The sequence below is a fragment of the Micromonospora sp. NPDC047467 genome (genome assembly GCF_040643095.1).
Lineage (GTDB): Bacteria > Actinomycetota > Actinomycetes > Mycobacteriales > Micromonosporaceae > Micromonospora.
Genome location: NZ_JBEYTO010000010.1, coordinates 58,677 through 79,850, shown reverse-complemented (window position 1 = coordinate 79,850; position 21,174 = coordinate 58,677). Strand labels below are relative to the sequence as shown.

Sequence of the window (21,174 nt, the reverse complement as noted above, 5' to 3'; positions counted from 1 at the left end):
CCCTCCCGCGCCGTTTATTTCCGGCCGCGGGAGGGTCCCCGGGAGACGACGGGACGACCCGTACGGTGCCTAGACCCGCAGGTAGAAGCGGAGGGTGATCCAGGCGGTGGCGGCGCTGATCAGGCCACCGACGCCGGCCATCAGCGGGAAGACGAACAGGATGTCACCCCAGCTGATCGGCGACATCAGGCCCTGCAACGCTCTGAGCGATCCGTCGAAGAGCAGATACTTCGCCGCGACCAGGGCCACCAGGCCGAGCAGTGAGCCGATCAGGCCGGCCACGACGGCCTCCAGCACGAACGGCGCCTGGATGAACCAGTTGGACGCGCCGACCAGCTTCATGACCGCCACCTCACGCCGCTTGCTGTACGCGGCGACCTGGATGGTGTTGGCCACCAGGAGCAGCGCGGCGACGGCCATCACGATCGCGGCGGCCAGGGCGATGTTCTGGATCGCGGTGAGGACGTCGAAGATCTTGTCCAACAGTCGACTCTGGTCGACGATCTCGTCGACGCCCTCGGTGTCCTTGTACTTGTCGTAAATGTCCTTGTACTGCTCCGGGTTGACCAGCTTCAGCCGGAACGACTCGGGCAGCTGGTCCGGCTTGACCGCGTTCACCAGGTCCGGTGCGTCCTGGTACATCTCCTGGAACTTCTTGTACGCCTCGTCCTTGTTGACGTAGGTGACAGCCTTGACCAGGGGGTCGCCGTCCAGCTGGGCGTTCAGGTCGGTGCGCTGCTGCTCGCTCACCTCCTGGTTCAAGAAGATCGAAACCTCGATGTTCTTGTAGTAGAGGTCCTTCATGTCGTCAACCTGGCGGTACATGAGACCGCTGGCACCGAGCATGGTCAGCGAGACCGCCATCGTGATGATCATCGCGACAGTCATGGTCACGTTGCGCCACAGTCCGACCAGTACCTCGGACAGGACGTATTTCACGCGCATCGGGATTTCCTCCGGGTCTCCGGCATGAAGTGTTCGTCGTCAGGCTGCGCAGGGGTGGAGCGCCGGCTCACCCGTAGACGCCGCGGGCCTGGTCACGCACGATGCGGCCGCTCTCGATCTCGATGACGCGGCGGCGCATCTGGTTCACGATGTTGGAGTCGTGGGTGACCATCACGACGGTCGTGCCGGTGCGGTTGATCCGGTCCAGCAGGCGCATGATCTCGATCGAGGTGTCCGGGTCCAGGTTTCCCGTCGGCTCGTCCGCCAGCAGGATCAGCGGGCGGTTCACGAAGGCCCGGGCGACGGCGACCCGCTGCTGCTCACCACCGGAGAGCTCGTGCGGGTAGCGGTGCTCCTTGCCACCGAGCCCGACCAGCTCCAGCACCTCCGGCACGACCCGGCGGGCAACCGCCTTGGTCTTGCCGATCACCTCAAGGGCGAACGCCACGTTCTCGTACGCGGTGCGGTTCGGCAGCAGCCGGAAGTCCTGGAAGACACAGCCGATCGAGCGCCGGAAGTGGGGTCGCTTCCAGGAACGCATCGAGGTGACGTCCTTGCTGTTGACGATGACCCGCCCCTTGTTCGGGGCGACCTCGTGCAGCAGCATCTTGATGATCGTGGACTTGCCGGAGCCGGATGGACCGATGAAGAAGACGAACTCGCCCTTCTCGATCGAGACGGACACGTTGTCGAGCGAAGGCCGGGACGCCTTCGGGTACGTCTTCGTCACTTGCTCAAGCTGAATCACGGGTGGTGAGTCTACGCGGTGTAACAACTTAGCCAAGCCCCACGCCCCGCAGAAGCGGCGCGCGTCGTCGATTCAGGCCTCTACCTGGAGATCGATGACGCGCTCCGCCCGCGAGCCGTCACGCACCGTTGCCGGCGAGCTGCCGCTGCTTGCGCCAGCGGATGCCAGCCTCGATGAAACCGTCCAAGTCGCCGTCGAAGACCGCGCTCGGATTGCCGGTCTCCTGCTCGGTTCGGAGATCCTTCACCATCTGATACGGGTGCAGGACGTAGGAGCGCATCTGGTCGCCCCACGAACCGGCGGCGTTCTCCTTGAGACCCTCCAGCTTGGCCTGCTCCTCCTGGCGCTTGCGCTCCAACAGGCGGGCCTGGAGCACCCGCAGCGCGGAGGCCTTGTTCTGTAGCTGGGACTTCTCGTTCTGGCAGGTCACCACGATGCCGGTCGGAATGTGGGTGAGCCGGACCGCCGAGTCGGTGGTGTTGACGCTCTGCCCACCGGGGCCGGAGGAACGGTAGACGTCGACCCGTACCTCGTTCTCCGGAATGTCGATGTGGTCGGTCTGCTCGGTCACCGGCAGGACCTCGACGCCCGCGAAGCTGGTCTGCCGGCGGCCCTGGTTGTCGAACGGGCTGATCCGGACCAGCCGGTGGGTGCCCGACTCGACACTGAGGGTGCCGTACGCGTAGGGCACCTTGACCGCGAAGGTGGCCGACTTCAGACCCGCCTCCTCGGCGTACGAGGTCTCGTAGACCTCGGTCGGGTAGCCGTGCCGCTCCGCCCAGCGCAGGTACATCCGCAGCAGCATCTCGGCGAAGTCCGCCGCGTCCACGCCACCGGCGCCGGCCCGGATGGCGATCAGCGCCTCCCGGGAGTCGTACTCGCCGGACAGCAGGGTGCGGACCTCCATCTCCTGGATGGCCTTGGTCAGCCCGGTGATCTCCACCTCGACCTCGGTCAGCACACCCGGGTCGGATTCGGCCTCGGCCAGCTCCAGCAGCACCCGGGCGTCGTCGAGCTGGGAGCGCAGGCTGCCCAGCTTGCTGATCTCGCCGTTGACGTACGACAGCTGCGAGGTCACCTGCTGCGCCTTGGCCTGGTCGTCCCACAGGTCAGGGGCGGATGCCTCCTGCTCCAGGCGAGCCTTGTCCTCGTGCAGGCGGTCCAGGTTGAGGACGGCCTCGATGTTGCGCAGGGTCGCGTCGAGTTCCTTGAGCTGTTCGGCGTAATCGGCAGCGGTCACAACAGACAAGCGTACTGTGCCGCGGCCGGAGCAGCTCGTTCCGTATGCGGGAACCCGCCGATCATCACCCGACGGGGGCGGACTTCAGCCACGACAGCGCCGCTCGGTGGTAGGCGACCGCGAACTCCAGCGCGCTGGCGTCGTACGTCTCGCCGTCCCGTTTGGCGTTCTTGACCTGTTCCCGTACCTGCGCCAGGGCCTCGGTGTGGTATTCGTTGGCGGAGGCGTACAGGCTCTTGAGCTGGCTGGCGGAGTGCAGGTTGCCAAAGGCCATCCGGAGCGCGATCGGGTTGCGGATGGTGTCCCGCCCCGGGTTCTCCGCCAACCAGCGAGAAAATGTCCGTTTTCCGCTGGCGGTGAGCGCGTACGGCTGGCTCATCCGCGGGCCCGGCTTGCCGAGCCGCACGTAACCCCGCTCGGCCAGCACCGGCAACTCCCGGTAGACCTGACTGCGGGTCATCGACCAGTACGGCGCCAGTCGGCGCTCTGCGGCGGCCATCAACTGGCCGCCTGTCATTGGACCCTCGTGGAGCAGCCCGAGCAGGGCCGCCGCCGTGGGGTTGACTCCGGATTCCGCCATGCCCGTTACGCTGCCACTTTGCGCTGCCGGCGTCCAGGATTTGGCGGTTTGCCACTCGACAGGTCTTCCTAAGTGCACTGTCGGCGGCAGACTGTCCGTTCAGGACTATCGATGGATTGCGGCGACCGGGCCGCCCGCCGACGGCGCTGCGCGCACCGCCGGCGGGTTGTGGCAGGTCAGCCCATGTGGGGGTACGTGTGGTCGGTCGGCGGAACGAAGGTCTCCTTGATCGTCCGCGGTGACAGCCAACGGACCAGGTTGAGCCAGGAGCCCGCCTTGTCGTTGGTGCCACTGGCCCGGGCGCCGCCGAACGGCTGCTGCCCGACGACCGCCCCGGTGGGCTTGTCGTTGATGTAGAAGTTGCCCGCCGCGTACCGCATCCGCTCGCCGACCGCGTCGATCACCCGGCGGTCGGTGGCGAAGACCGACCCGGTCAGCGCGTACGGGGCGATCGACTCGGCCTGCGCGACCACATCGTCGAAGCGCGCGTCGTCGAACACGTGCACGCCCAGGATCGGCCCGAAGTACTCGGTGGTGAAGGTTTCGTGGGCGGCGTCGGCGCACTCGAAGAGCGTCGGCCGGACGAAGTAGCCGACCGAGTCGTCGGCGGTGCCGCCGGCCAGCACCCGGCAGGAGTCGTCACCGGCGATCAGCTCCAGCGCGGCGGTGTGCCGGGCGAACGCCCGGTCGTCGATCACCGCGCCACCGAAGTTGCCGAAGTCGGCCACGTCGCCGTACGTCAGCGAGTCGGTGGTGGCGGCCAGGCGGTCCCGCAGCCCACCCTCCCAGAGCGAGCGCGGCACGTACGCCCGGGAGGCCGCCGAGCACTTCTGACCCTGGTACTCGTAGGCGCCCCGGATCAGCGCGGTGTGCAGGGCGTCCACGTCGGCGCTGGTGTGCGCGACAACGAAGTCCTTGCCGCCGGTCTCGCCGACGAGCCGGGGGTAGCCCCGGTACCGGGCGATATTGTCGCCGACGGTCCGCCAGAGCTGCTGGAAGACCTTTGTCGAGCCGGTGAAGTGGATGCCGGCCAGGTCCGGGTCGGCGAGTACGACGTCGGAGACCTCCTCGCCCCGGCCGGTCACCATGTTGATCACGCCGGGCGGCAGACCGGCGGCCTCGAACAGCCGCATCGTGAAGTGCGCGGCGAACTGCTGGGTCGGGCCCGGCTTCCAGATGACCGTGTTGGCCAGCAGGGCCGGCGCCGAGGGCAGGTTGCCGGCGATCGCCGTGAAGTTGAACGGGGTGACCGCGTAGACGAAGCCCTCAAGCGGGCGGTGGTCGAAGCGGTTCCAGACGCCGGGCGACGACGCCGGCTGCTCCTCGAGCAGGCGGCGGGCGAAGTGCACGTTGAACCGGAGGAAGTCGATGAACTCGCAGGCCGCGTCGATCTCCGCCTGGATCGCGGTCTTCGACTGGCCGAGCATGGTGGCGGCGTTGAGGGTGTCGCGCCACGGGCCGGCGAGCAGCTCGGCGGCGCGCAGGAAGATCGCGGCGCGCTCCTCGAACGGCAGCGCCCGCCACATCGGGGCGGCGTCCTTGGCCGCCTTGATCGCGGCGCGGGCGTCGTCGTGGGTGGCGTGCGCGGTCACGCCGAGCACGTGGGCGTGCTTGTGCGGCTGCACCACGTTGATCGGGTCACCGGCGGCCATCCGCTGCTCGCCGCCGATGGTCATCGGCAGGTCGATGCGTTCGGCGGCCAGCTCGGTCAGCCGCCGCTGGAGCCGCTCCCGGTCTCCGCTGCCCGGCTCGTAGTTGCGAACCGGCTCGTTGCGCGGCTCGGGTACGGAGAACACGGCATCCATCAACGCTCCTGGCGATGTCGACAGCGATGGCGAAATCGGACCCACGGGCACCGACCGGACGGCCGGGCACCGGACGCCGCACGGGGTGGCCGGGCAGCGACGGGACCTCCCCTGATTCTTCCATGCGGCCCTGGTCACCTCACCTCCACCACCGCCCTGTCGCCAAGGACCGGTCCGCCCTTCAACCCTTACCGCCCGGTCTCGATCGGGTGACCCGTACACCCGGGACGCCGGCACGGCGGGTGGCTGCCTTGCGAGCGCCAAGCTGGTCGTACCCAGGGTCGACGGGCACTCCGCCGGGTCCGCGTACCCTGAATGGCGGTGACCTGCCGCCTCGAAGGGGAGACGATGACCAAGCAGCCCGGCCGCGTCCCAGCCGCGGAGTCGGACCAGCCGGCGGTCGACGCCACCCCCGAGGGTCGGTCGGCGCCCGCGCCCGGCGCGGCGGTGCTCGCGCTGCTGACGCTCGGCTGGCTGGCCGCGATGCTCTGGTCGACCCGGGAGGCCATCACCTCGGCCGCCGAGGGGATCACCGCGATCAGCCTGTCCGCCTTCGCCCTGCCCGGCGTGATCTCGGCCGCGTTGGTGGCCGGGGCCGCCACCGCCCTGGCCTTCGGCAACCTGCTGTCCCGCCGGTACGGCGACTCGATCACCCTGCGGTTCGTCGGCGCGATCGGCGCCGGAATGCTGGTCGGGCTGGCCGCCGCGCTGGCGATCAACCTCACGTACTTCGACACCTCGACCACCAACGTGATCGCCGGCACCACGGCGGCCGCCGCGATCATCGGCGGCGCGGCCGCCGGTGCGCGGACGGCCCCGGCGGTCGGGGCCGTGGTGACGGCCGCGCTGGGCACGCTGATCTTCGTGGTGGCGTTCAGCCGCGCCCGGGACCCGCTGTTCAACCTCTTCGGCGCGGGCGACACCCAGCAGTCCCTGGTCGACGCCGCCAAGTGGGTCTCGCGCACCGAGTCGCTCGTGGCTGGGCTGCTGGCCGGGCTGCTCGCCTTCGGCTACCTCACCTGGGCTCGGCGGCGAGCCCTGCGGCGTGACCCGAGCGCGGCGGCACTGCGCTGGCCGGCGTACCTGCTCGCCGGCGCCGGGCCGGGGCTCCTCCTGCTGCTCGCCGAGGTGATCATCCGGATCGGCGGCCGGTCACTCCTGGACCTGGCCAGCGCGCTCAGCGAGGCCGACGCGGTAGCACAGACCTCGCTGGGCACCTCACGGGTGGACAACGGCATCTGGGTGCTGTTCGTGGGGGCGCTGACCGCGCTCATCGCGTTCGGCCGCACCCTCGGGCCGACCCCCGACGATGAGCCCATCTCGGCCAACGGCCCGGACGCCGCTCCGGACCCGACCGCACCCGTCGGCCCGGTTGAGACGGCCGACGCGGGCGAGTCGGACCCGGCCGATCCGGACGCCGTCGACGCCGGTCCGGCCCGGGTCGATCCGGCTCGCTGACAGCTACTGCCCGCGCTGGCCAGCCACTGCGGTGGTCTGCCGATGGCCCACGCTGGCCCGTCCCCGGGTCAGCCCGCGGCGCGTAGCAGCAGGTCCAGCTCCGACACGTCGTACCACTCCAGCTCGTGGTCCTCGGCGCCGTCGACGGTGAACTGCGCGTCCGGGTCCCCGGCTGCGGCCTCGGCAACCACGTCGGCCGCTGCGGCGACCTCCTCGACGGCGTCCGCGCCGTCGACATGGATCGCCGCGACAGCGCCCTGCGGCACAGTGTCGGCCAACATCACCGTGCTGGAGCCCAGCTCACCGTCGCCCCGACCGAGCGCGGCCGGCGGTAGGTCGACCGAGACGACCACTCGGCGGCGGGGCGCGGCCGGGTCGGCCCGGAGCAGGTGCAGCGCGTCCTGGGCGGCCCGGGTGAACGCGACGTACTCCAACTCCTCCTCGTCGCCCTCGGCGTACCACTCACGCAGCGCCGGGGTCACGGCGTGCGCCCGTTCGGCGGTCAGCCCCTGCTCGCGCAGGCGGGCCAGCATCGGTACGGTCGCCGGCACGTACACCCGGACAAGCTCGTCGGTCACCGGTCGTCTCCCCGCTCACAGTCCTCCACCGGCGGCCGCCGGCACGGGCGCAGATCATGCCGCACGCCGTGACCGTCATACACCTCGACTGCGGTCGGAGGAAGTTTTCCACCGGTGTGTCCGCCGGTGTGTCCGCCGCTGTTTGGCCTGCATTCGGCCGGCCGGTGTTGGGCGGTGGGGCTTGTCGGTGGCAAACTGAGGCAAACGACATCAACCCCGGGAGTTGTCTGTGGAGCCGAGGTTCCTGCTGCTCTCCGACGTGGCCACCGAGCTGAACGTGTCGGACTCGCAGGTCTACCACATGGTCCGCAGCGGGGAGCTGCCGGCGATCAAGATCGGCGGGCGCGGGCAGTGGCGGGTCGAGCGCGCCCGGCTGGAGGAGTACATCGCCCAGAAGTACGCCGAGACCGCCGACTGGGTTCGCGGCAACCCCCTCGTCGACCGCGAGCCCGAGTAGCCGCGAGCCGCAGGTCACTCCCACCCAGTCAGGTCCCGCCCAGTCAGGTCCCGCCCGACTCGGCTCGCCGGCGCGATGGCGCCGCCCCGACCTGCCGTTCCACCGGCCCGCCCGCCACCTGCAGCCCAGCCCGCCAACCTGCTGCTCTGCCCGCCGGCCCGCCGCCGCGCTGGCGTGCCGGGCTGACCTGGTCTGGCTTGCCGGGCTGGGCTGGCGTGCCGGGCTGGCGTGCCGCGCTGGCGTGCCGCGCTTGGCTGGCGTGCCGGGCTGGCGTGATCCACTCCAGATCGCCGACATTGGGGCGTCCGACCTGCTCGGATGCCGCAATATCGGCGATCTGGAGTCGATCACGCCCGCGTGGCAGGCGATTCCCCTCTTGAGCATTGACCGGGGCCGTTCTATCGCTCAGAATCGGAACTGTCGGAGGCAAACGAAAGCAAACGCAAGATCATAGGGGGCAGCGATGAGCGAGCGGCGACCCGGTCCCTCCCGACCACCCGTGCGGCTGCGCGCGGTCCCGCCCATCGACCCGCCATACCCGGACGAGACGTACTGGCCGGCGCCCACGCACGGCCAACTCGCCCTCGACCTGTTCGCCGCGAACCGACCGGACCCGGTCCGGCCCGCGGAGCGGCGCGCGGTCCTCCGCCGAGTGCCCACCCGACCCACCACCCACCCCGGCGCCCCGTTGCCACCGGCGACCGCCCCCGAGGCGACGCGGGCCGCGCACCGCTTCGTCGGCATGTGCCTGGAGGTGGTCAACGGCTACCGGTCACCGGCGCAGATCCGCCCACTGCTCGACCCGGGCCGTGCCGTCGAACTGCTCACCGAACTCGCGCGGGCGACCGGGCGGGCGGGGCCGAGCCGCCGCCGTGCCGCCCGGCCAGCGGTCCGACTGCTCCGGCTGCGACTCTGCGAGCCTCGGGAGGCTGCGGTCGAGGCGGCTGCCGTCCTCACCGGCGCGGGCGGTCAGAGCTGGGCCATGGCGCTGCGCCTGGAGCACCGCCGGGGGCGCTGGCTCTGCACCGCCCTGCACGTCCTCTGACAGCGGCCCCCACACGGCGCCCTACGAGCCGCCTCCTGGCCAGGGCTGTTCGCGGCCCCAACACCGGATACCGCTCCCCTGATCACCTCGACTTCCTGGAAGTCGGGCCATCGGGCAAGGGCGGATACACCGACTTCCGGGAAACCGTGACGATCTTCATCGAGCAGGGCACCCAACCCGGGAACACCGGCGCAGAGGCGCGGCGTCGTGCGTGGCCGGCGGCGTTGGGGCCGACCACGCGAGGTGCGCCGAACCCAGCGGCGCCGTGCGTGCGCCGGTGCACCGTCCGGCGTTGAGGGCCGACCACGCGAGGTGCGCCGAACCCAGCGGCGTCGTACGTGCGCCGGTGCACTGTCCGGCGTTGGTGGCCGACCACACGAGGTGCGCGCCGAACCCGGCGGCGCCGTTCGGAAGGCCGGAGACGCCGACAGGCCCCGGCCTGATGGGCCGGGGCCTGTCGGGACGTGCTGTCGGTCAGTTGCCGCCGTTGGGGGCACCGTGGCAGCGCTTGTACTTGCGACCCGAGCCACAGGGGCACGGCGCGTTGCGGGACGGGCCGTTGCTCGCCTCGGCCTGGTTGGGAGCTGCCCGACGGGAAGCTGCCGACGGGACCGCCGGACCGCGCAGCCCGGAGCCCGGCCGCTGCGGCGAGGACGGAGCATTGCGACCCGGTGCCGCCGGGGCACCCGGTGCCGGACGACCCACGCCGAGCGCCGGCGCCTGCTGCTCCGCCTGCTCGACGGCGACCGCGCCGGGGCTGGACTCGCCGTCGATGGTCGGGGCGGAATATTGCAGGCCCTGCCGCTGCGGCGCCCGGTTGAGGCCCTTGGCCCGGATCTCGACCGGCTTGTCGAGCAGCGTGACCTCGTCCGACTCCTCGGCGGCTTCCGGTTCGGTGACCTGGACATCCATGTTGTAGAGGAAACCGACAGTCTCCTCCTTGATGCCGTCCATCATGGTGGCGAACATGTCGAAGCCCTCGCGCTGGTATTCCACCACCGGGTCGCGCTGGGCGTACGCCCGGAGGTTGATGCCCTCCTGGAGGTAGTCCATCTCGTAGAGGTGCTCACGCCACTTGCGGTCGATCACCTGGAGCAGGACCATCCGCTCGAGCTGACGCACCCCCTCGGCGCCGAGCTGCTCCTCGCGGCGGTCGTACGCGGCGTGCGCGTCCTCCTTGAGGCGGGCGATCAGGAAGTCGGCGTCCATGCCGCTCCGGGAGCCGCCGGCCTCCTCCTCCATCTCCTCGATCGTCACGCCGACCGGGTAGAGCTGCTTGAGGTTGGACCAGAGCTGCTCAAGGTCCCAGTCCTCGCCGTAACCGTCGGAGGTGGCACCCCGCACGTACGCCTCGACCGTTTCGTCGATCATGTTGCGGACCTGCTCGGACAGGTCCTCGCCGTTGAGCACCCGCAGCCGCTCGGCATAGACGACCTTGCGCTGCTTGTTGAGCACCTCGTCGTACTTGAGCACGTTCTTGCGGATCTCGGCGTTCTGGCCCTCGATCTGGGCCTGGGCGCTCTTGATCTGCCGGGTGACCATCTTGGACTCGATGGGCACGTCCTCCGGGATGTTGAAGCGCTCCATCACCGCCTCGACCGCACCGGCCCGGAAGCGCCGCATCAGCTCGTCCTGCAGGGACAGGTAGAAGCGGGACTCGCCCGGGTCACCCTGCCGGCCGGCGCGACCGCGCAGCTGGTTGTCGATCCGTCGGGACTCGTGCCGCTCGGTGCCCAGCACGTAGAGGCCGCCGGCGGCGGAGACCTCGTCCGCCTCGGCGTCGCAGGCCTGCTTCCACGTGGGAAGGACCTCCTCCATCGCCTTGGCGTACTCCTCCTCGTTCTCCAGCGGGTCGAGGCCGCGCTGGCGCAGCTCGTTCGCCGCGAGGAACTCGGGGTTGCCGCCGAGCAGGATGTCGGTGCCACGGCCGGCCATGTTGGTGGCCACGGTGACCGCGCCCTTACGCCCGGCCTGGGCGACGATCTCGGCCTCCCGCGCGTGGAACTTGGCGTTCAGCACGTTGTGCGGGATGCCCCGTCGGCGCAGCAGCTGGGACAGGATCTCGGAGTTTTCCACCGAGACGGTGCCGACCAGCACCGGCTGGCCCATCTGGTGCCGCTCGGCGATGTCCTCGATGACCGCGTTGAACTTGGCCTTCTCGGTCTTGTAGATGACGTCCGGCCGGTCCTCGCGAACCATCGGGCGGTGGGTCGGGATCGTCACGACGCCGACCTTGTAGACCTTGTTGAACTCGCTCGCCTCGGTCTGCGCCGTACCGGTCATCCCGGACAGCTTCTCGTAGAGGCGGAAGTAGTTCTGGAGGGTGATGGTGGCCAGGGTCTGGTTCTCCTGCTTGATCTCCACCCCCTCCTTGGCCTCGATCGCCTGGTGCATGCCCTCGTTGTAGCGACGGCCGTGCAGGATGCGACCGGTGAACTCGTCGACGATCAGGACCTCACCGTCGCTGACGATGTAGTCCTTGTCGCGCTTGTAGAGCTCCTTGGCCTTGATGGCGTTGTTGAGGTAGCCGACCAGCGGAGTGTTCACCGACTCGTACAGGTTGTCGATGCCGAGCCGGTCCTCGACCTTGGCGACGCCGCGCTCGGTCACCGCGATGGTGCGCTTGGAGTGGTCGACCTCGTAGTCGCCCTCGCCGTCGGTGCCGGGCTGGAGGCGGGCCACCACACCGGCGAACTCGCCGTACCAGCGGGCCGAGTGCTCGGCCGGGCCGGAGATGATCAGCGGGGTGCGTGCCTCGTCGATCAGGATGGAGTCGACCTCGTCGACGACCGCGAAGTTGTGGCCGCGCTGGACCAACTCTTCCTTCGACCAGGCCATGTTGTCGCGCAGGTAGTCGAAGCCGAACTCGTTGTTGGTGCCGTAGGTGATGTCGCACTCGTAGGCGGCCTTGTGCTCGGTGGCCGGCCGGTTGGGCAGCACCACGCCGACGGTCAGCCCGAGGAACTCGTGCACCCGACCCATCCACGCCGCGTCACGCTGGGCGAGGTAGTCGTTGACGGTGATCACGTGGACGCCCTTGCCGGACAGCGCGTTGAGGTAGACGGCCATGACCGAGGTCAGCGTCTTACCCTCACCGGTCTTCATCTCGGCGATGTTGCCGAAGTGCAGCGCCGCCCCGCCCATCACCTGGACGTCGTACGGGCGCTGGCCGAGCACCCTGGCGGCCGCCTCGCGGGCCACCGCGAACGCCTCCGGCAACAGGTCGTCGAGGGTCTCGCCCTCGTCGAGCCGCTCCCGGAACTGTTCGGTCATGCCGGCCAGTTCCTCGTCGGTGAGGTTGATGTAGTCGTCCTCGATCGAGCTGACGGCATTGGCGATGGCCTTGAGCCGCCGCACCATGCGGCCCTCGCCCGCGTTAAGGACCTTTTCCAGAATCGACACGGATCAACGCTCCCCTAGACAGTCTCGAACCATCGTAGGCGCTCCCTCGGCGCAATGGTCACTGGTGGCGGTGGTCCATCCCGCCGAACCCGACATAACTCGCGTGCTGGCGACGATATCCGGTTACGCCGTCGGCGAACGTTCCGGCACGATGCACGGGTGGAGCCAGTGGAGATCACCGAGGACGGCGTGCTGCTGCGGCCCTGGCAGGAGGCGGACGCCGACGCCGTGCACCGTGCGTGCCAGGACCGCGACATTCAGCGCTGGACTACCGTACCGCGCCCATACCGACCGGAACACGCACACGGTTTCGTCACCGAACTCAGCCGGCGGGCCTGGGCGGAGGGCACCGGGGCGCCGTTCGCGGTCTGCGACCCGGCCACCGGGGAGTTGCTCGGCTCGTGCGGTCTGACCTCCATCACCGGTGACGGCACCGGCACGATCGGCTACTGGACGATTCCCCAGGCGCGCGGGCGGGCAGTGATGGTCCGGGCCACCCGGGCGGTGGCCCGCTGGTCGTTCCGGACGCTCGGCCTACGCCGGCTGATCTGGCAGGCGGAGGTGGGCAATCACGCCTCCCGGCTGGTCGCGCTCCGCGCCGGGTTCCGGATCGACGGTCGGGTTCGGCTGGCCGACCTGCCGGACGGCGGCCCGGACGCCTGGATCGGCTCGCTGCTGTCCGGCGAGGTGCCCGAGCCCGGATCCGCCGGTCCGGCCGGCCGGGGCACTCTGGTGGCTCGCCGGGCCGCCGTCTTCGGCCGCCCCCAGCCGACCCTGTTCGCCACGGCCCCGGTCGGCGAGCTGCGAATCCGGCCGATGGAGGAGCAGGATCTGGACGCCGTGGTGCAGACCTGCCAGGACCCGGAGACGATCCGCTGGACCACGGTTCCGGATCCGTACGAGCGCGCCGACGCGCAGTGGTACCAGGGCTTCGGCCAGGATGCCTGGGCTCGGGGGGACGCCGCCTGTTTCGTGATCGCGGACCAGGCCGACCGGTACGTCGCCTCGCTCGACCTGCGCCTCTCCCCCGCCGATCCGCTGCTCGCCGACGTGGGTTTCATGACCGCCCCGGCATTCCGCGGCCGGGGTTACCTGCCGGCGGCGCTGATCGCGCTCAGCGCCTGGGGGTTCACCACGCTGGGCCTGGCGCGGATCGAGTGGAAGGCGAACGTGGGCAACAAGTCCTCCCGCCGGGTCGCCGAAAAGGCCGGATTCACGTTCGAGGGAACCGCCCGGGGCGGCCTACAGCACCGCGGCGAGCGGATGGACGTCTGGGTGGCCGCGCTGCTCGCCGAGGATCTGACGTGACAGGGCAGCCGGTCGTCGAGGCGCACGGGGTGCGGCTACGGCCGTTCCGGGCCGACGACGTCGCGGACGTGGTCGACGGCTGCGCGGACCCGCTGAGCCAGCGTTTCGTGTCGAGCCTGCCGACGCCGTACACCGAGGTCGACGCCCGTTGGTGGTTGGACGCGGGCGCGCCCGCGGTCTGGGCCGGGGGCGGCGCCGCGTACGCCATCGCGGACCCGGGCACCGACCGGCTGCTCGGCGGGGTCGGCCTGAACAACCCGGTGCCGGGCCGGAGCCAGGCCGAGATCGGCTATTGGGTACGGCCGACGGCACGCGGGCGTGGGGTGGCCGCCGCCGCCACCCGCGCGTTGGGTGAGCACGCCTTCGCGACCGGGACGCTGCGGCTGGAACTGCTGACCGAGTTGGAGAACGCGGCCAGCCAGCGGGTCGCCCTGGCCGCCGGTTTCCGGTACGAAGGCCTGCGCCGGTCCGCCGGCCAGCACCGGAACGGTGGGCGGCACGACCTGCTGGCCTGGGTACGCCTCGCCGAGGACCCGCCCGGCCCGACCGCTCGCCTGCTGCCCGACCTGCCCGACGGGGTGCTCACCGACCAGGTGGTGGCCCTGCGCCGGGTCGGGCCGGACGAGGCGGAGTTGATGTACCGGCTGCACAGCCGACCCGAGGTGGTGGCGAACCAGGCGCCGCCGGTGCCGCCGACGTGGGAGGCGATCGAGCGGCGCTGCCGGGTCGCGGAGAGCGGGTGGCTGACCGGCGAGATCGCCCGCTTGCTGATCACCGACGTGGCCACCGGTGAGCCGGCGGGCAGTTGCGGATTGTCGTACTCGGACGTGCGCAGCGGCGAAGGGTCGATCGGCTACGCGCTGCTGCCCGAGTGGCGGGGCCGCGGGTACGCAACCCGCGCGGTCCGGCTGCTCGCCAGCTGGGCGTTCGGCCCGGCCGGGATGGCTCGGATCACCGCCGGCACAGTGCCCGAGAACATCGCCTCGCACCGGGTGTTGGAGCGGGTCGGGTTCCAGCGCGAGGCCCTGCAACGGGCCCGGCTTCCCGGCCTGGCCGGCACCCGCCTCGACGACCTGACCTTCGCGCTGCTACCCACCGACCTCCGCTGACGATCATGGAGTTGTGGTGGGGTACACAGGCCGCGAAACGGTGCGAGCCGCCCACCACAACTCCATGATCGACGCGGGTCAGGCCCTCGATCAGGTAGCGAGGGAGATGATGCCGTAGTCGTAGGCGTGGCGCCGGTAGACGACGCTGGGGCGGCCGGACTCCTTGTCCTGGAACAGGTAGAAGTCGTGGCCGACCAGTTCCATCTCGAACAGCGCGTCGTCGATCGTCATCGGCTCCGCCGGGTGCACCTTTTCCCGGGCGATGTGCCACGGCTGCTGGTCGCGCTCCTCCTCGACCCGCTCCGCGACGGCGGTGCCGCCACGGGCGCCGTCACCCGGCGCGCTCAGCGGGGCGGCCACCAGGTCCGCGACCGGCAGGCCGGCGGTGGCGGCGGCGACGGAGATCGGCGCGTGCCGACCCCGGTGTACGCGACGGCGGTCGGCCGCGCGGCGCAGTCGGGTGTCGAGCTTCGCGATGGCCGCGTCGAGCGCGCTGTAGAAGTCGTTCGTGCAGGCCTCGGCCCGGATCACCGGGCCCCGTGACACGCAGGTGATCTCCACCCGCTGGCAGTGGTCGGCCTGGCGCGGATTGCGCTCGTGAAACAGCTCGACATCGATGCGAATCAGTTTGTGGTCGTAGCGTTCGACCTTTGCGAGTTTCTCGGCTACATGCACCCGGTAATGGTCCGGCACTTCGACGTTGCGGCCCTTGACCACGATGTCCACGTGACCTCCCTTGTTCGGCCGTCTTCGATCCGGTGGCCCGGTCGTACGCCGTGGGGAGACCCGCTGGCGTCGACCGGTCAGTACGGCTACGCCTCCTCTCACCGCCGAGGGCGGGATGGAAAGACCTCCTACCCCCGACAGCGAAACGCTAACTCGTGTTCGTCTGGCCGTCACCCCATGTCGCCAAGACCACCCCGGATTTTCCGCAGCTCATACACCAACGGGTGAAACGGAAACACGGTCGGTTACGAGTGGTGTCTCTTCTCGGTCGCCGCGAGCACCGCGGCGACACTCGGTGCCCACCCGGTGGCGGCCAGCACCCGGGCCGCCGCGGCGAGGGTGACCCCGGTGGTGACGATGTCGTCGAGCAGCACCACGACTGGCGCGCCGCCCGGCACGCCGCGACCGCGCGCCGCGCCGGGCCGGGGCCGGAACGCCGCCTCGGCCGCCGCCGCGCGGCCGGCGCTGTCCAGGGTCACCGAGTCGGGGCGGGGCAGCGCACGCAGCGGCCAGTGCACCCGTACCGGCCAACCACCCCTGCTCAGCCGGGCCGCACAGTGCCGGGCCAACCTGCCCAGGTGGTCGCCGTAGCGGGACCGGGCCGCCGCAGCGGTGTCCGGCACCGGCACCAGCGCCAGCGGACGGACCTCACCGACCGCCGCCGCGACCACCTCGGCGAGCAGCCCGCCGAGCGGGCGGGCAACCCCGTGCCGGCCGTGCTCCTTGTACGCCAGCAGGGCCTCGCGCAGCGGACCGGCGTACGGGCCGAGGGCGACGCAGGGCGGCAGGGCGGGCGGGGCGGGAGTGGGACGTACCGACCGGGGGCGCAACGCGGCCAGTGCCGTCACGCAGGCCGGGCAGACTCCGTGCCGCAGGCCCGGGTGGCGCTGCCGACAGCCCGCGCAGTCGGCGGGCAGGACCAGGTCGGCGAGGTCCGCCCAGAGCCCGCGCATGGTGTCAGTAGAGGAAGAACGGGGCGGACGGGTTGCTCGGGCGCACGCCAGCCGGCGGCGGGGTGATGTCCCGTACGCGGTTGGGCTCGATCCGCTCGAACGGGCTGCTGCGGTAGGCCACCCGGTTCGCCTCGTACATGTATGCCCCGCTGGGCGTTCGCACACTGCGGTTGGAGGGGTACGCCGCCAGGTGGTTGACCTTGGCACCCACGTCGGTGCGCAGCGGTGTCTCCAGGGCCCCGTCCACGCTGGTCTCGTAGATCGCCGGCTGGCCGGCCGACCCGGCCACCACCAGCCGATCCTCCCTGATCCAGTCGACCGCGGTCAGGCCGGTCAGTGAGGTGACCAGCGCCCGGGGCGGGCCGATGGACACCCCGCTCCCGGCGCCGTCCAGGTTGACCGCCGCGACGTAGAGCTGGCCGCCCGCGATCAACGCGATCCGCTGACCGTCCAACGCGGCGGCCACCGCCGTGACGCCGGCCGCGGGCAGGTTGAGGGGCACCTCGTACATCCGGGCGGCCTCGTCGAAGCGGTAGAGGCGACCGTCGGCCACCACCAGGCCCTGCGCGGGGCGGGCGTCGACCGTCCGCAGCCAGACCGGGCGGCTGATCGAGGCGTACTCGCTGCCGCTCCGGTTGACCACGGCCACCGGAGCGCCGCCGGCGCCCACCGCGAGTCGTTGCCGATCCTTGCCGCTGGTCACCACCATCGCGGCGAGGATCCGACTGTTGGCCCGGGCCAGGTCGGCGGAGACGATGTTGCGATTGACCTCGTCCGCCACCGGCACGGGTCCGCTGAGCTCGCCGACGAAGTCGAGCGGACGGATCGCGCCCTCGTAGACGCCGAACCGCTGCGGGCTCTCCGTCACCGGGTAGAGCGGCACGGCGACCCGGCGCTCGTTCAGATTCTGCACGGGCTGCGAGTTGTTGCGGATCTTCAGCTCCAACTCGCCCGGCAGGTCGCCCAGCGACCACGCGAGCTGCGTGACCAGTTGGTCGACCCTGTTCTGGTCGTCACCGGACATATCCAGGTTGACCTCCCACCGGTTGTTCGCACCGGTGGCGTTGTTGATCAACTCGGTGCCGTCGGGCAGCCCGACGACGCCGGAGCGCAGCCACTCGGACGGCCCACCGACGAGCCACTTCACCACCTCGTTGACCCGCCGCTCGTCCGGCACCGCCAGCGGCAGGTAGCGCTGGTCCGGCACCAGCCGGGTGCGGTCGGAGCTCCAGAAGTAGATCGACTCGTCCTGGTAGTACTGCTGGAGCGCCACGTCACTGAGTAGCAGGACGTTCGGCGCGTCCAGGACGTACAGGCCGGCGCGTTCGTCGTTCTCGGTGCTGCCGAACGCCGCGCTGCGCAGCCGGAACTCGTACTCCGTCTCGGTCGCCACCGGCGGAGCCAGGGTGCCGTTGGTCCGGAGCACGCCGATCTGCTGCACGGCGATCTTGACGGTGGTGGTCGAGTCGCTGTTGAGGGTGAAGACCGTGTCCCCCAGCCGGACCACGGTCAGCGCGACCTCACTGCCCTTCTTCACCTGGAGGCGAGACTTGTGCTCCGGGGCGATGAACTGCGTGACGCGTTCGTAGGCCCGGTCCGGCTCACCCGCGGCGGCGGACAGGAAGTTGCGCACGAACGCCTCGGTGTCGCTGCCGCTGGCCGTACGCGACGGCGGCTCGCTGCGTCGGCCGTTGACCGACCCGGCCTCGGTAGCGGTGCCGGCCTTGCCGTCCACCCGCACGTCGGACTGGGCCGGGATGCCACACCCGGCGCTGAGCAGCAGCACCGCACCGAACGCGCCGAGCAGGGGCCGGGCCTTCACGAGCGCACCTCCGCGGGCTGCTCGTCGCCGGTCGGTGCCGGGCCGACCGCCAGCGCGCCGCCCGTGCCGGGCCCGATGGCCAGCGGGCCGCCGTCGCGAGGGCCGCCGAACGGCAGCGCCGCGTCGGCGGGCACCAGGCGCAGCGGCGAGGTGGTCAGCCGGTCACCGGCACGGGCCGGCAGGGTGAGCCGGAACTGGGCGCCCTGCCCCGGTGCGCCCCACGCCTCCAGCCAGCCGCCGTGCAGACGGGCGTCCTCCAGGCTGATCGACAGGCCCAGCCCGGTGCCTCCGGTCTGCCGGGCCCGGGACGGGTCCGCCCGCCAGAACCGGTTGAACACCAGCTTCTCCTCGCCCACCTTGAGCCCCACACCGCGGTCGCGGACGGTGATCGCCACCGCGGTCTCGTCGATGCCGAGCGTGATCAGCACCGGTCGGGCCTCGCCGTGCTCGACAGCATTGCCGACCAGGTTGCGCAACACCCGCTCGACGCGGCGCGGGTCGACCTCGGCGATCACCGGCGTGCCCGGCAGGTCCAACTCGATCGGGACACCCACCCGCTCGGCCAGGCCAGCCAGCCGGTCGACCACCCGGTGCACCACCGGCACCAGATCGGTCGGTTCGGCGTCCAGCATGGCGAAGCCCGCGTCGAACCGGCTGATCTCCAACAGGTCGGTGAGCAGCTCCTCGAAGCGGTCCAGCTCGGCCTGGAGCAGCTCGGCGCTGCGGGCCACCGCCGGGTCGAACTCGTCGCGCTCAGCGAAGATCAGGTCGGCCGCCATCCGGACCGTGGTCAACGGGGTACGCAGCTCGTGCGACACGTCGGAGGTGAACCGACGCTGCAACCGGGACATCTCCTCCAGGCGGAGGATCTGCCGTTGCAGGTTGGTCGCCATCTGGTTGAACGAGGCGGCGAGCAGGGCGAGGTCGTCCTCCCCGTTGACCACCATCCGCTGGTCGAGCAGGCCGGCGGAGAGGCGCTGGGCGGTGCGCGCGGCAACCCGGACCGGGTTTACGACAAGCCGGGTGACAAGGGCGGCGAGCAGCCCGAGCAGGATCACCAGGGCGACGCCGGTGGCGACGACTGTGGCTCGGGCATCGGCTGCGGTGGCGTCCTGCCGCGTCAACGGCACGAGGTAGTAGAGCTCGATCTGACCGAAGCGGGTCGGCACCGGCGAGCCGTACACCAGGTATTTGGTCGGATCGCCGGTGAGCCGACCGGTGCGGATCTGGCTGGCCACCTGGCCGCTGGCAACCGCGGCCCGCAGTTCCTTGCTGATCAGCGGCTGGACGTTCGCCGCTGGCGCCGTGCGGGCCTGGATGATGGCCGGGTAGCCCTCGGCGGTGATCGCCACCACCACCCCGCTGGTCTGCTGGGGGTCGCCGCCGGCCAGGTAGTTGACCGTGTTGTCGATGGTCTCCTGAAGCTGCGCCTCCTGCGGCTGGCCGTAGAGGGAGACCTGCTTGGCCGCGTAGCTCGCGCCGCCCTCCACCCGCTGCCGGACGTCCGTGCGGGCGTTGTCCAGCAGGATCGTAGTGATCTTGTCAGCGATCAGGTACGCGAAACCGCCGACCAGCAGGCTGGACGCGACCAACGTGATGGTCACCACCCGGACCTGGAGTGAGCGACGCCAGGTCTTGTGCACCCGGGCCACCACCCGGGCGGCCCGTCCGCTCACCGCACGCCAGAGCTCCCGGCCAGCGCCGGGCGGGCGGATGGCCGTGCTCTGGGGGTGCGGAGGCGGGGGGATCGACACAGTGTGACCAGGCTATCCGGTCCCCGCCTTGTAGCCCACGCCCCGCACGGTGAGGATGATTTCCGGCCGCTCCGGGTCCGGCTCGATCTTGGCGCGCAGTCGCTGCACGTGCACGTTGACCAGACGGGTGTCGGCCGCGTGCCGGTAGCCCCAGACCTGCTCCAGCAGCACCTCGCGGGTGAAGACCTGACGCGGCTTACGGGCGAGCGCGACCAGCAGGTCGAACTCCAGCGGAGTCAGCTTCACCTCCTCGTCGTTGCGGCTGACCGTGTGGGCCGGCACGTCGATGGTGATCTGGTTGCCGGGCGGCCCGATGGTCAGCATCTCCGGTGCCACGTCCTCGCCCCGGCGCAGCCGGGCACGCATCCGGGCGACCAGCTCCTTGGGCTTGAACGGCTTGACCACGTAGTCGTCGGCCCCGGATTCCAGGCCGAGCACCACGTCGACGGTGTCGCTCTTGGCGGTCAGCATGACGATCGGCACGCCGGATTCGGCCCGGATCGACCGGGCAACGTCAATGCCACTCATTCCGGGCAACATCAGGTCGAGCAGGACGATATCTGGACGACTGTCGCGAAAAGCCGCCAACGCCCGCTCGCCGTCGGCCACGAACGAGGGCAGGAAACCCTCACTACGCAGCACGATGCCGAGCATCTCGGCGAGTGCGGGGTCGTCGTCGACCACCAGGACCCGGGCTCTCATGGGATTAATATTGCATCCCCATTCAGTTCGGTGGGACCGGCGTCACCCGGCACGGATAGCGCCGCCGGTAACACGTGCATCCCGACCCGCGGCGGCGGCGCCACGGGGTGCGGGGGCTCGGCGCGCAGAGATCCGCACCGGGCCGCCACCATGATCCCCCTTCGGCGCCGCCCGGCGCCACCGCCACCTCCGGCCGGTCGCGCTGTCGCGATCACGACGGAGGTCATCCGACGAGCGCCCGACCCCGTGGCCCCCACCCTCGCGCACCCCGGGCGGGCAGGCGAACAGTTCCCTCGACCGCCCGACGGCAGGCCACCTCGAGACGCTGTGGAAGGATCGCCGCCGTGAGGGGATTCCTGCCGTGGCTGACGGTGCTGGCCGTCGTACTGCTGCTCAGCACGCTGCGCCTGCGGGCCCTGGCCACCGTCGTGTCGGTCGGCTGGCTGGCCTGGTGCGTGTGGACGTGGTTCCGCCCCACCCGCCGCGGCCCGCGATCGGGCTGAGCACGCCGGAGGCGGAGACGACGAACCGGGCCGGCTGCG

Annotated in this window: 18 protein-coding genes; 6 read left to right on the top strand and 12 right to left on the bottom strand. The window is 70.8% G+C overall.

Annotated elements, in window-relative coordinates:
* Window positions 1-69 precede the first annotated feature (69 nt).
* The 5 genes from ftsX to pruA all read right to left on the bottom strand — a co-directional run bounded on the left by ftsX (window position 70) and on the right by pruA (window position 5,318).
* Window positions 70-945 carry a permease-like cell division protein FtsX gene (gene ftsX, locus ABZ780_RS25440; protein ID WP_357008713.1) on the bottom strand — a complete coding sequence of 292 codons (876 nt, stop codon included), beginning with the start codon at window positions 943-945 and terminating at the stop codon, window positions 70-72.
* A 67-nt stretch (window positions 946-1,012) separates the two neighbouring features.
* Window positions 1,013-1,693: a cell division ATP-binding protein FtsE gene (gene ftsE, locus ABZ780_RS25435; protein ID WP_357008716.1), complete on the bottom strand. Its 681-nt coding sequence runs from the start codon at window positions 1,691-1,693 to the stop codon at window positions 1,013-1,015.
* Window positions 1,694-1,811: 118 nt separating this feature from the next.
* Entirely contained in the window at window positions 1,812-2,933 is a 1,122-nt protein-coding gene (gene prfB / locus ABZ780_RS25430; protein ID WP_357008719.1) for a peptide chain release factor 2, read from the bottom strand.
* Window positions 2,934-2,997: 64 nt separating this feature from the next.
* A complete protein-coding gene (locus ABZ780_RS25425; protein ID WP_357008722.1) occupies window positions 2,998-3,513 on the bottom strand; it encodes a PadR family transcriptional regulator in 516 nt (171 codons plus the stop codon).
* A gap of 176 nt (window positions 3,514-3,689) precedes the next feature.
* Complete coding sequence (gene pruA, locus ABZ780_RS25420) at window positions 3,690-5,318, bottom strand: L-glutamate gamma-semialdehyde dehydrogenase (protein ID WP_357487708.1); 1,629 nt, start codon at window positions 5,316-5,318, stop codon at window positions 3,690-3,692.
* 348 nt (window positions 5,319-5,666) lie between these two features.
* Between pruA and ABZ780_RS25415 the strand changes: the two genes are divergently transcribed.
* A complete protein-coding gene (locus ABZ780_RS25415; protein WP_357487707.1) occupies window positions 5,667-6,776 on the top strand; it encodes a hypothetical protein in 1,110 nt (369 codons plus the stop codon).
* Window positions 6,777-6,844: 68 nt separating this feature from the next.
* Here the strand turns inward: ABZ780_RS25415 and ABZ780_RS25410 are convergent, their stop codons facing one another.
* Window positions 6,845-7,354, bottom strand: a complete 510-nt coding sequence (locus ABZ780_RS25410) for a hypothetical protein (protein WP_357487706.1) — start codon at window positions 7,352-7,354, stop codon at window positions 6,845-6,847.
* 229 nt (window positions 7,355-7,583) lie between these two features.
* On the opposite strand from ABZ780_RS25410, the gene ABZ780_RS25405 reads away from it, so the two are divergent.
* Window positions 7,584-7,811 (top strand): helix-turn-helix domain-containing protein, encoded by a 228-nt coding sequence (locus ABZ780_RS25405; protein ID WP_357008733.1) that lies wholly within the window; start codon window positions 7,584-7,586, stop codon window positions 7,809-7,811.
* Window positions 7,812-8,274: 463 nt separating this feature from the next.
* On the top strand, window positions 8,275-8,856 hold the full coding sequence (locus ABZ780_RS25400) for an Rv3235 family protein (protein ID WP_357008736.1): 582 nt from the start codon (window positions 8,275-8,277) through the stop codon (window positions 8,854-8,856).
* Between the two features lie 474 nt (window positions 8,857-9,330).
* Here the strand turns inward: ABZ780_RS25400 and secA are convergent, their stop codons facing one another.
* Window positions 9,331-12,258 carry a preprotein translocase subunit SecA gene (secA, locus tag ABZ780_RS25395; protein ID WP_357487705.1) on the bottom strand — a complete coding sequence of 976 codons (2,928 nt, stop codon included), beginning with the start codon at window positions 12,256-12,258 and terminating at the stop codon, window positions 9,331-9,333.
* A 159-nt stretch (window positions 12,259-12,417) separates the two neighbouring features.
* Here secA and ABZ780_RS25390 point away from each other — a divergent pair, with 159 nt between their 5' ends.
* Both ABZ780_RS25390 and ABZ780_RS25385 read left to right on the top strand, forming a co-directional pair.
* Window positions 12,418-13,566 (top strand): GNAT family N-acetyltransferase, encoded by a 1,149-nt coding sequence (locus ABZ780_RS25390; protein WP_357487704.1) that lies wholly within the window; start codon window positions 12,418-12,420, stop codon window positions 13,564-13,566.
* 29 nt (window positions 13,567-13,595) lie between these two features.
* Window positions 13,596-14,675: a GNAT family N-acetyltransferase gene (locus ABZ780_RS25385; RefSeq protein ID WP_357487812.1), complete on the top strand. Its 1,080-nt coding sequence runs from the start codon at window positions 13,596-13,598 to the stop codon at window positions 14,673-14,675.
* A gap of 90 nt (window positions 14,676-14,765) precedes the next feature.
* Here ABZ780_RS25385 and raiA read toward each other — a convergent pair whose 3' ends face one another.
* The 5 genes from raiA to mtrA all read right to left on the bottom strand — a co-directional run bounded on the left by raiA (window position 14,766) and on the right by mtrA (window position 20,632).
* Window positions 14,766-15,401, bottom strand: a complete 636-nt coding sequence (raiA, locus tag ABZ780_RS25380; RefSeq protein ID WP_357008745.1) for a ribosome-associated translation inhibitor RaiA — start codon at window positions 15,399-15,401, stop codon at window positions 14,766-14,768.
* A gap of 245 nt (window positions 15,402-15,646) precedes the next feature.
* Window positions 15,647-16,354, bottom strand: a complete 708-nt coding sequence (locus tag ABZ780_RS25375) for a ComF family protein (RefSeq protein WP_357008749.1) — start codon at window positions 16,352-16,354, stop codon at window positions 15,647-15,649.
* A gap of 4 nt (window positions 16,355-16,358) precedes the next feature.
* Window positions 16,359-18,176, bottom strand: a complete 1,818-nt coding sequence (locus tag ABZ780_RS25370) for an LpqB family beta-propeller domain-containing protein (RefSeq protein ID WP_357487703.1) — start codon at window positions 18,174-18,176, stop codon at window positions 16,359-16,361.
* A complete protein-coding gene (gene mtrB / locus ABZ780_RS25365; protein WP_357009539.1) occupies window positions 18,173-19,891 on the bottom strand; it encodes an MtrAB system histidine kinase MtrB in 1,719 nt (572 codons plus the stop codon). The genes ABZ780_RS25370 and mtrB overlap by 4 nt, the downstream gene beginning before the upstream one ends.
* Window positions 19,892-19,942: 51 nt before the next feature.
* On the bottom strand, window positions 19,943-20,632 hold the full coding sequence (mtrA, locus tag ABZ780_RS25360) for an MtrAB system response regulator MtrA (RefSeq protein ID WP_007455837.1): 690 nt from the start codon (window positions 20,630-20,632) through the stop codon (window positions 19,943-19,945).
* Window positions 20,633-20,976: 344 nt separating this feature from the next.
* Here mtrA and ABZ780_RS25355 point away from each other — a divergent pair, with 344 nt between their 5' ends.
* A complete protein-coding gene (locus ABZ780_RS25355; RefSeq protein ID WP_357487702.1) occupies window positions 20,977-21,135 on the top strand; it encodes a hypothetical protein in 159 nt (52 codons plus the stop codon).
* Window positions 21,136-21,174 lie beyond the last annotated feature (39 nt).

Coding starts and splice junctions, on each gene's coding strand:
- mtrA (WP_007455837.1), bottom strand. CDS start 20,632: ATGAGAGCCCGGGTCCTGGTGGTCGACGACGACCCCGCACTCGCCGAG.
- pruA (WP_357487708.1), bottom strand. CDS start 5,318: ATGGATGCCGTGTTCTCCGTACCCGAGCCGCGCAACGAGCCGGTTCGC.
- ftsX (WP_357008713.1), bottom strand. CDS start 945: ATGCGCGTGAAATACGTCCTGTCCGAGGTACTGGTCGGACTGTGGCGC.
- ABZ780_RS25425 (WP_357008722.1), bottom strand. CDS start 3,513: ATGGCGGAATCCGGAGTCAACCCCACGGCGGCGGCCCTGCTCGGGCTG.
- ABZ780_RS25415 (WP_357487707.1), top strand. CDS start 5,667: ATGACCAAGCAGCCCGGCCGCGTCCCAGCCGCGGAGTCGGACCAGCCG.
- ABZ780_RS25375 (WP_357008749.1), bottom strand. CDS start 16,354: ATGCGCGGGCTCTGGGCGGACCTCGCCGACCTGGTCCTGCCCGCCGAC.
- ABZ780_RS25400 (WP_357008736.1), top strand. CDS start 8,275: ATGAGCGAGCGGCGACCCGGTCCCTCCCGACCACCCGTGCGGCTGCGC.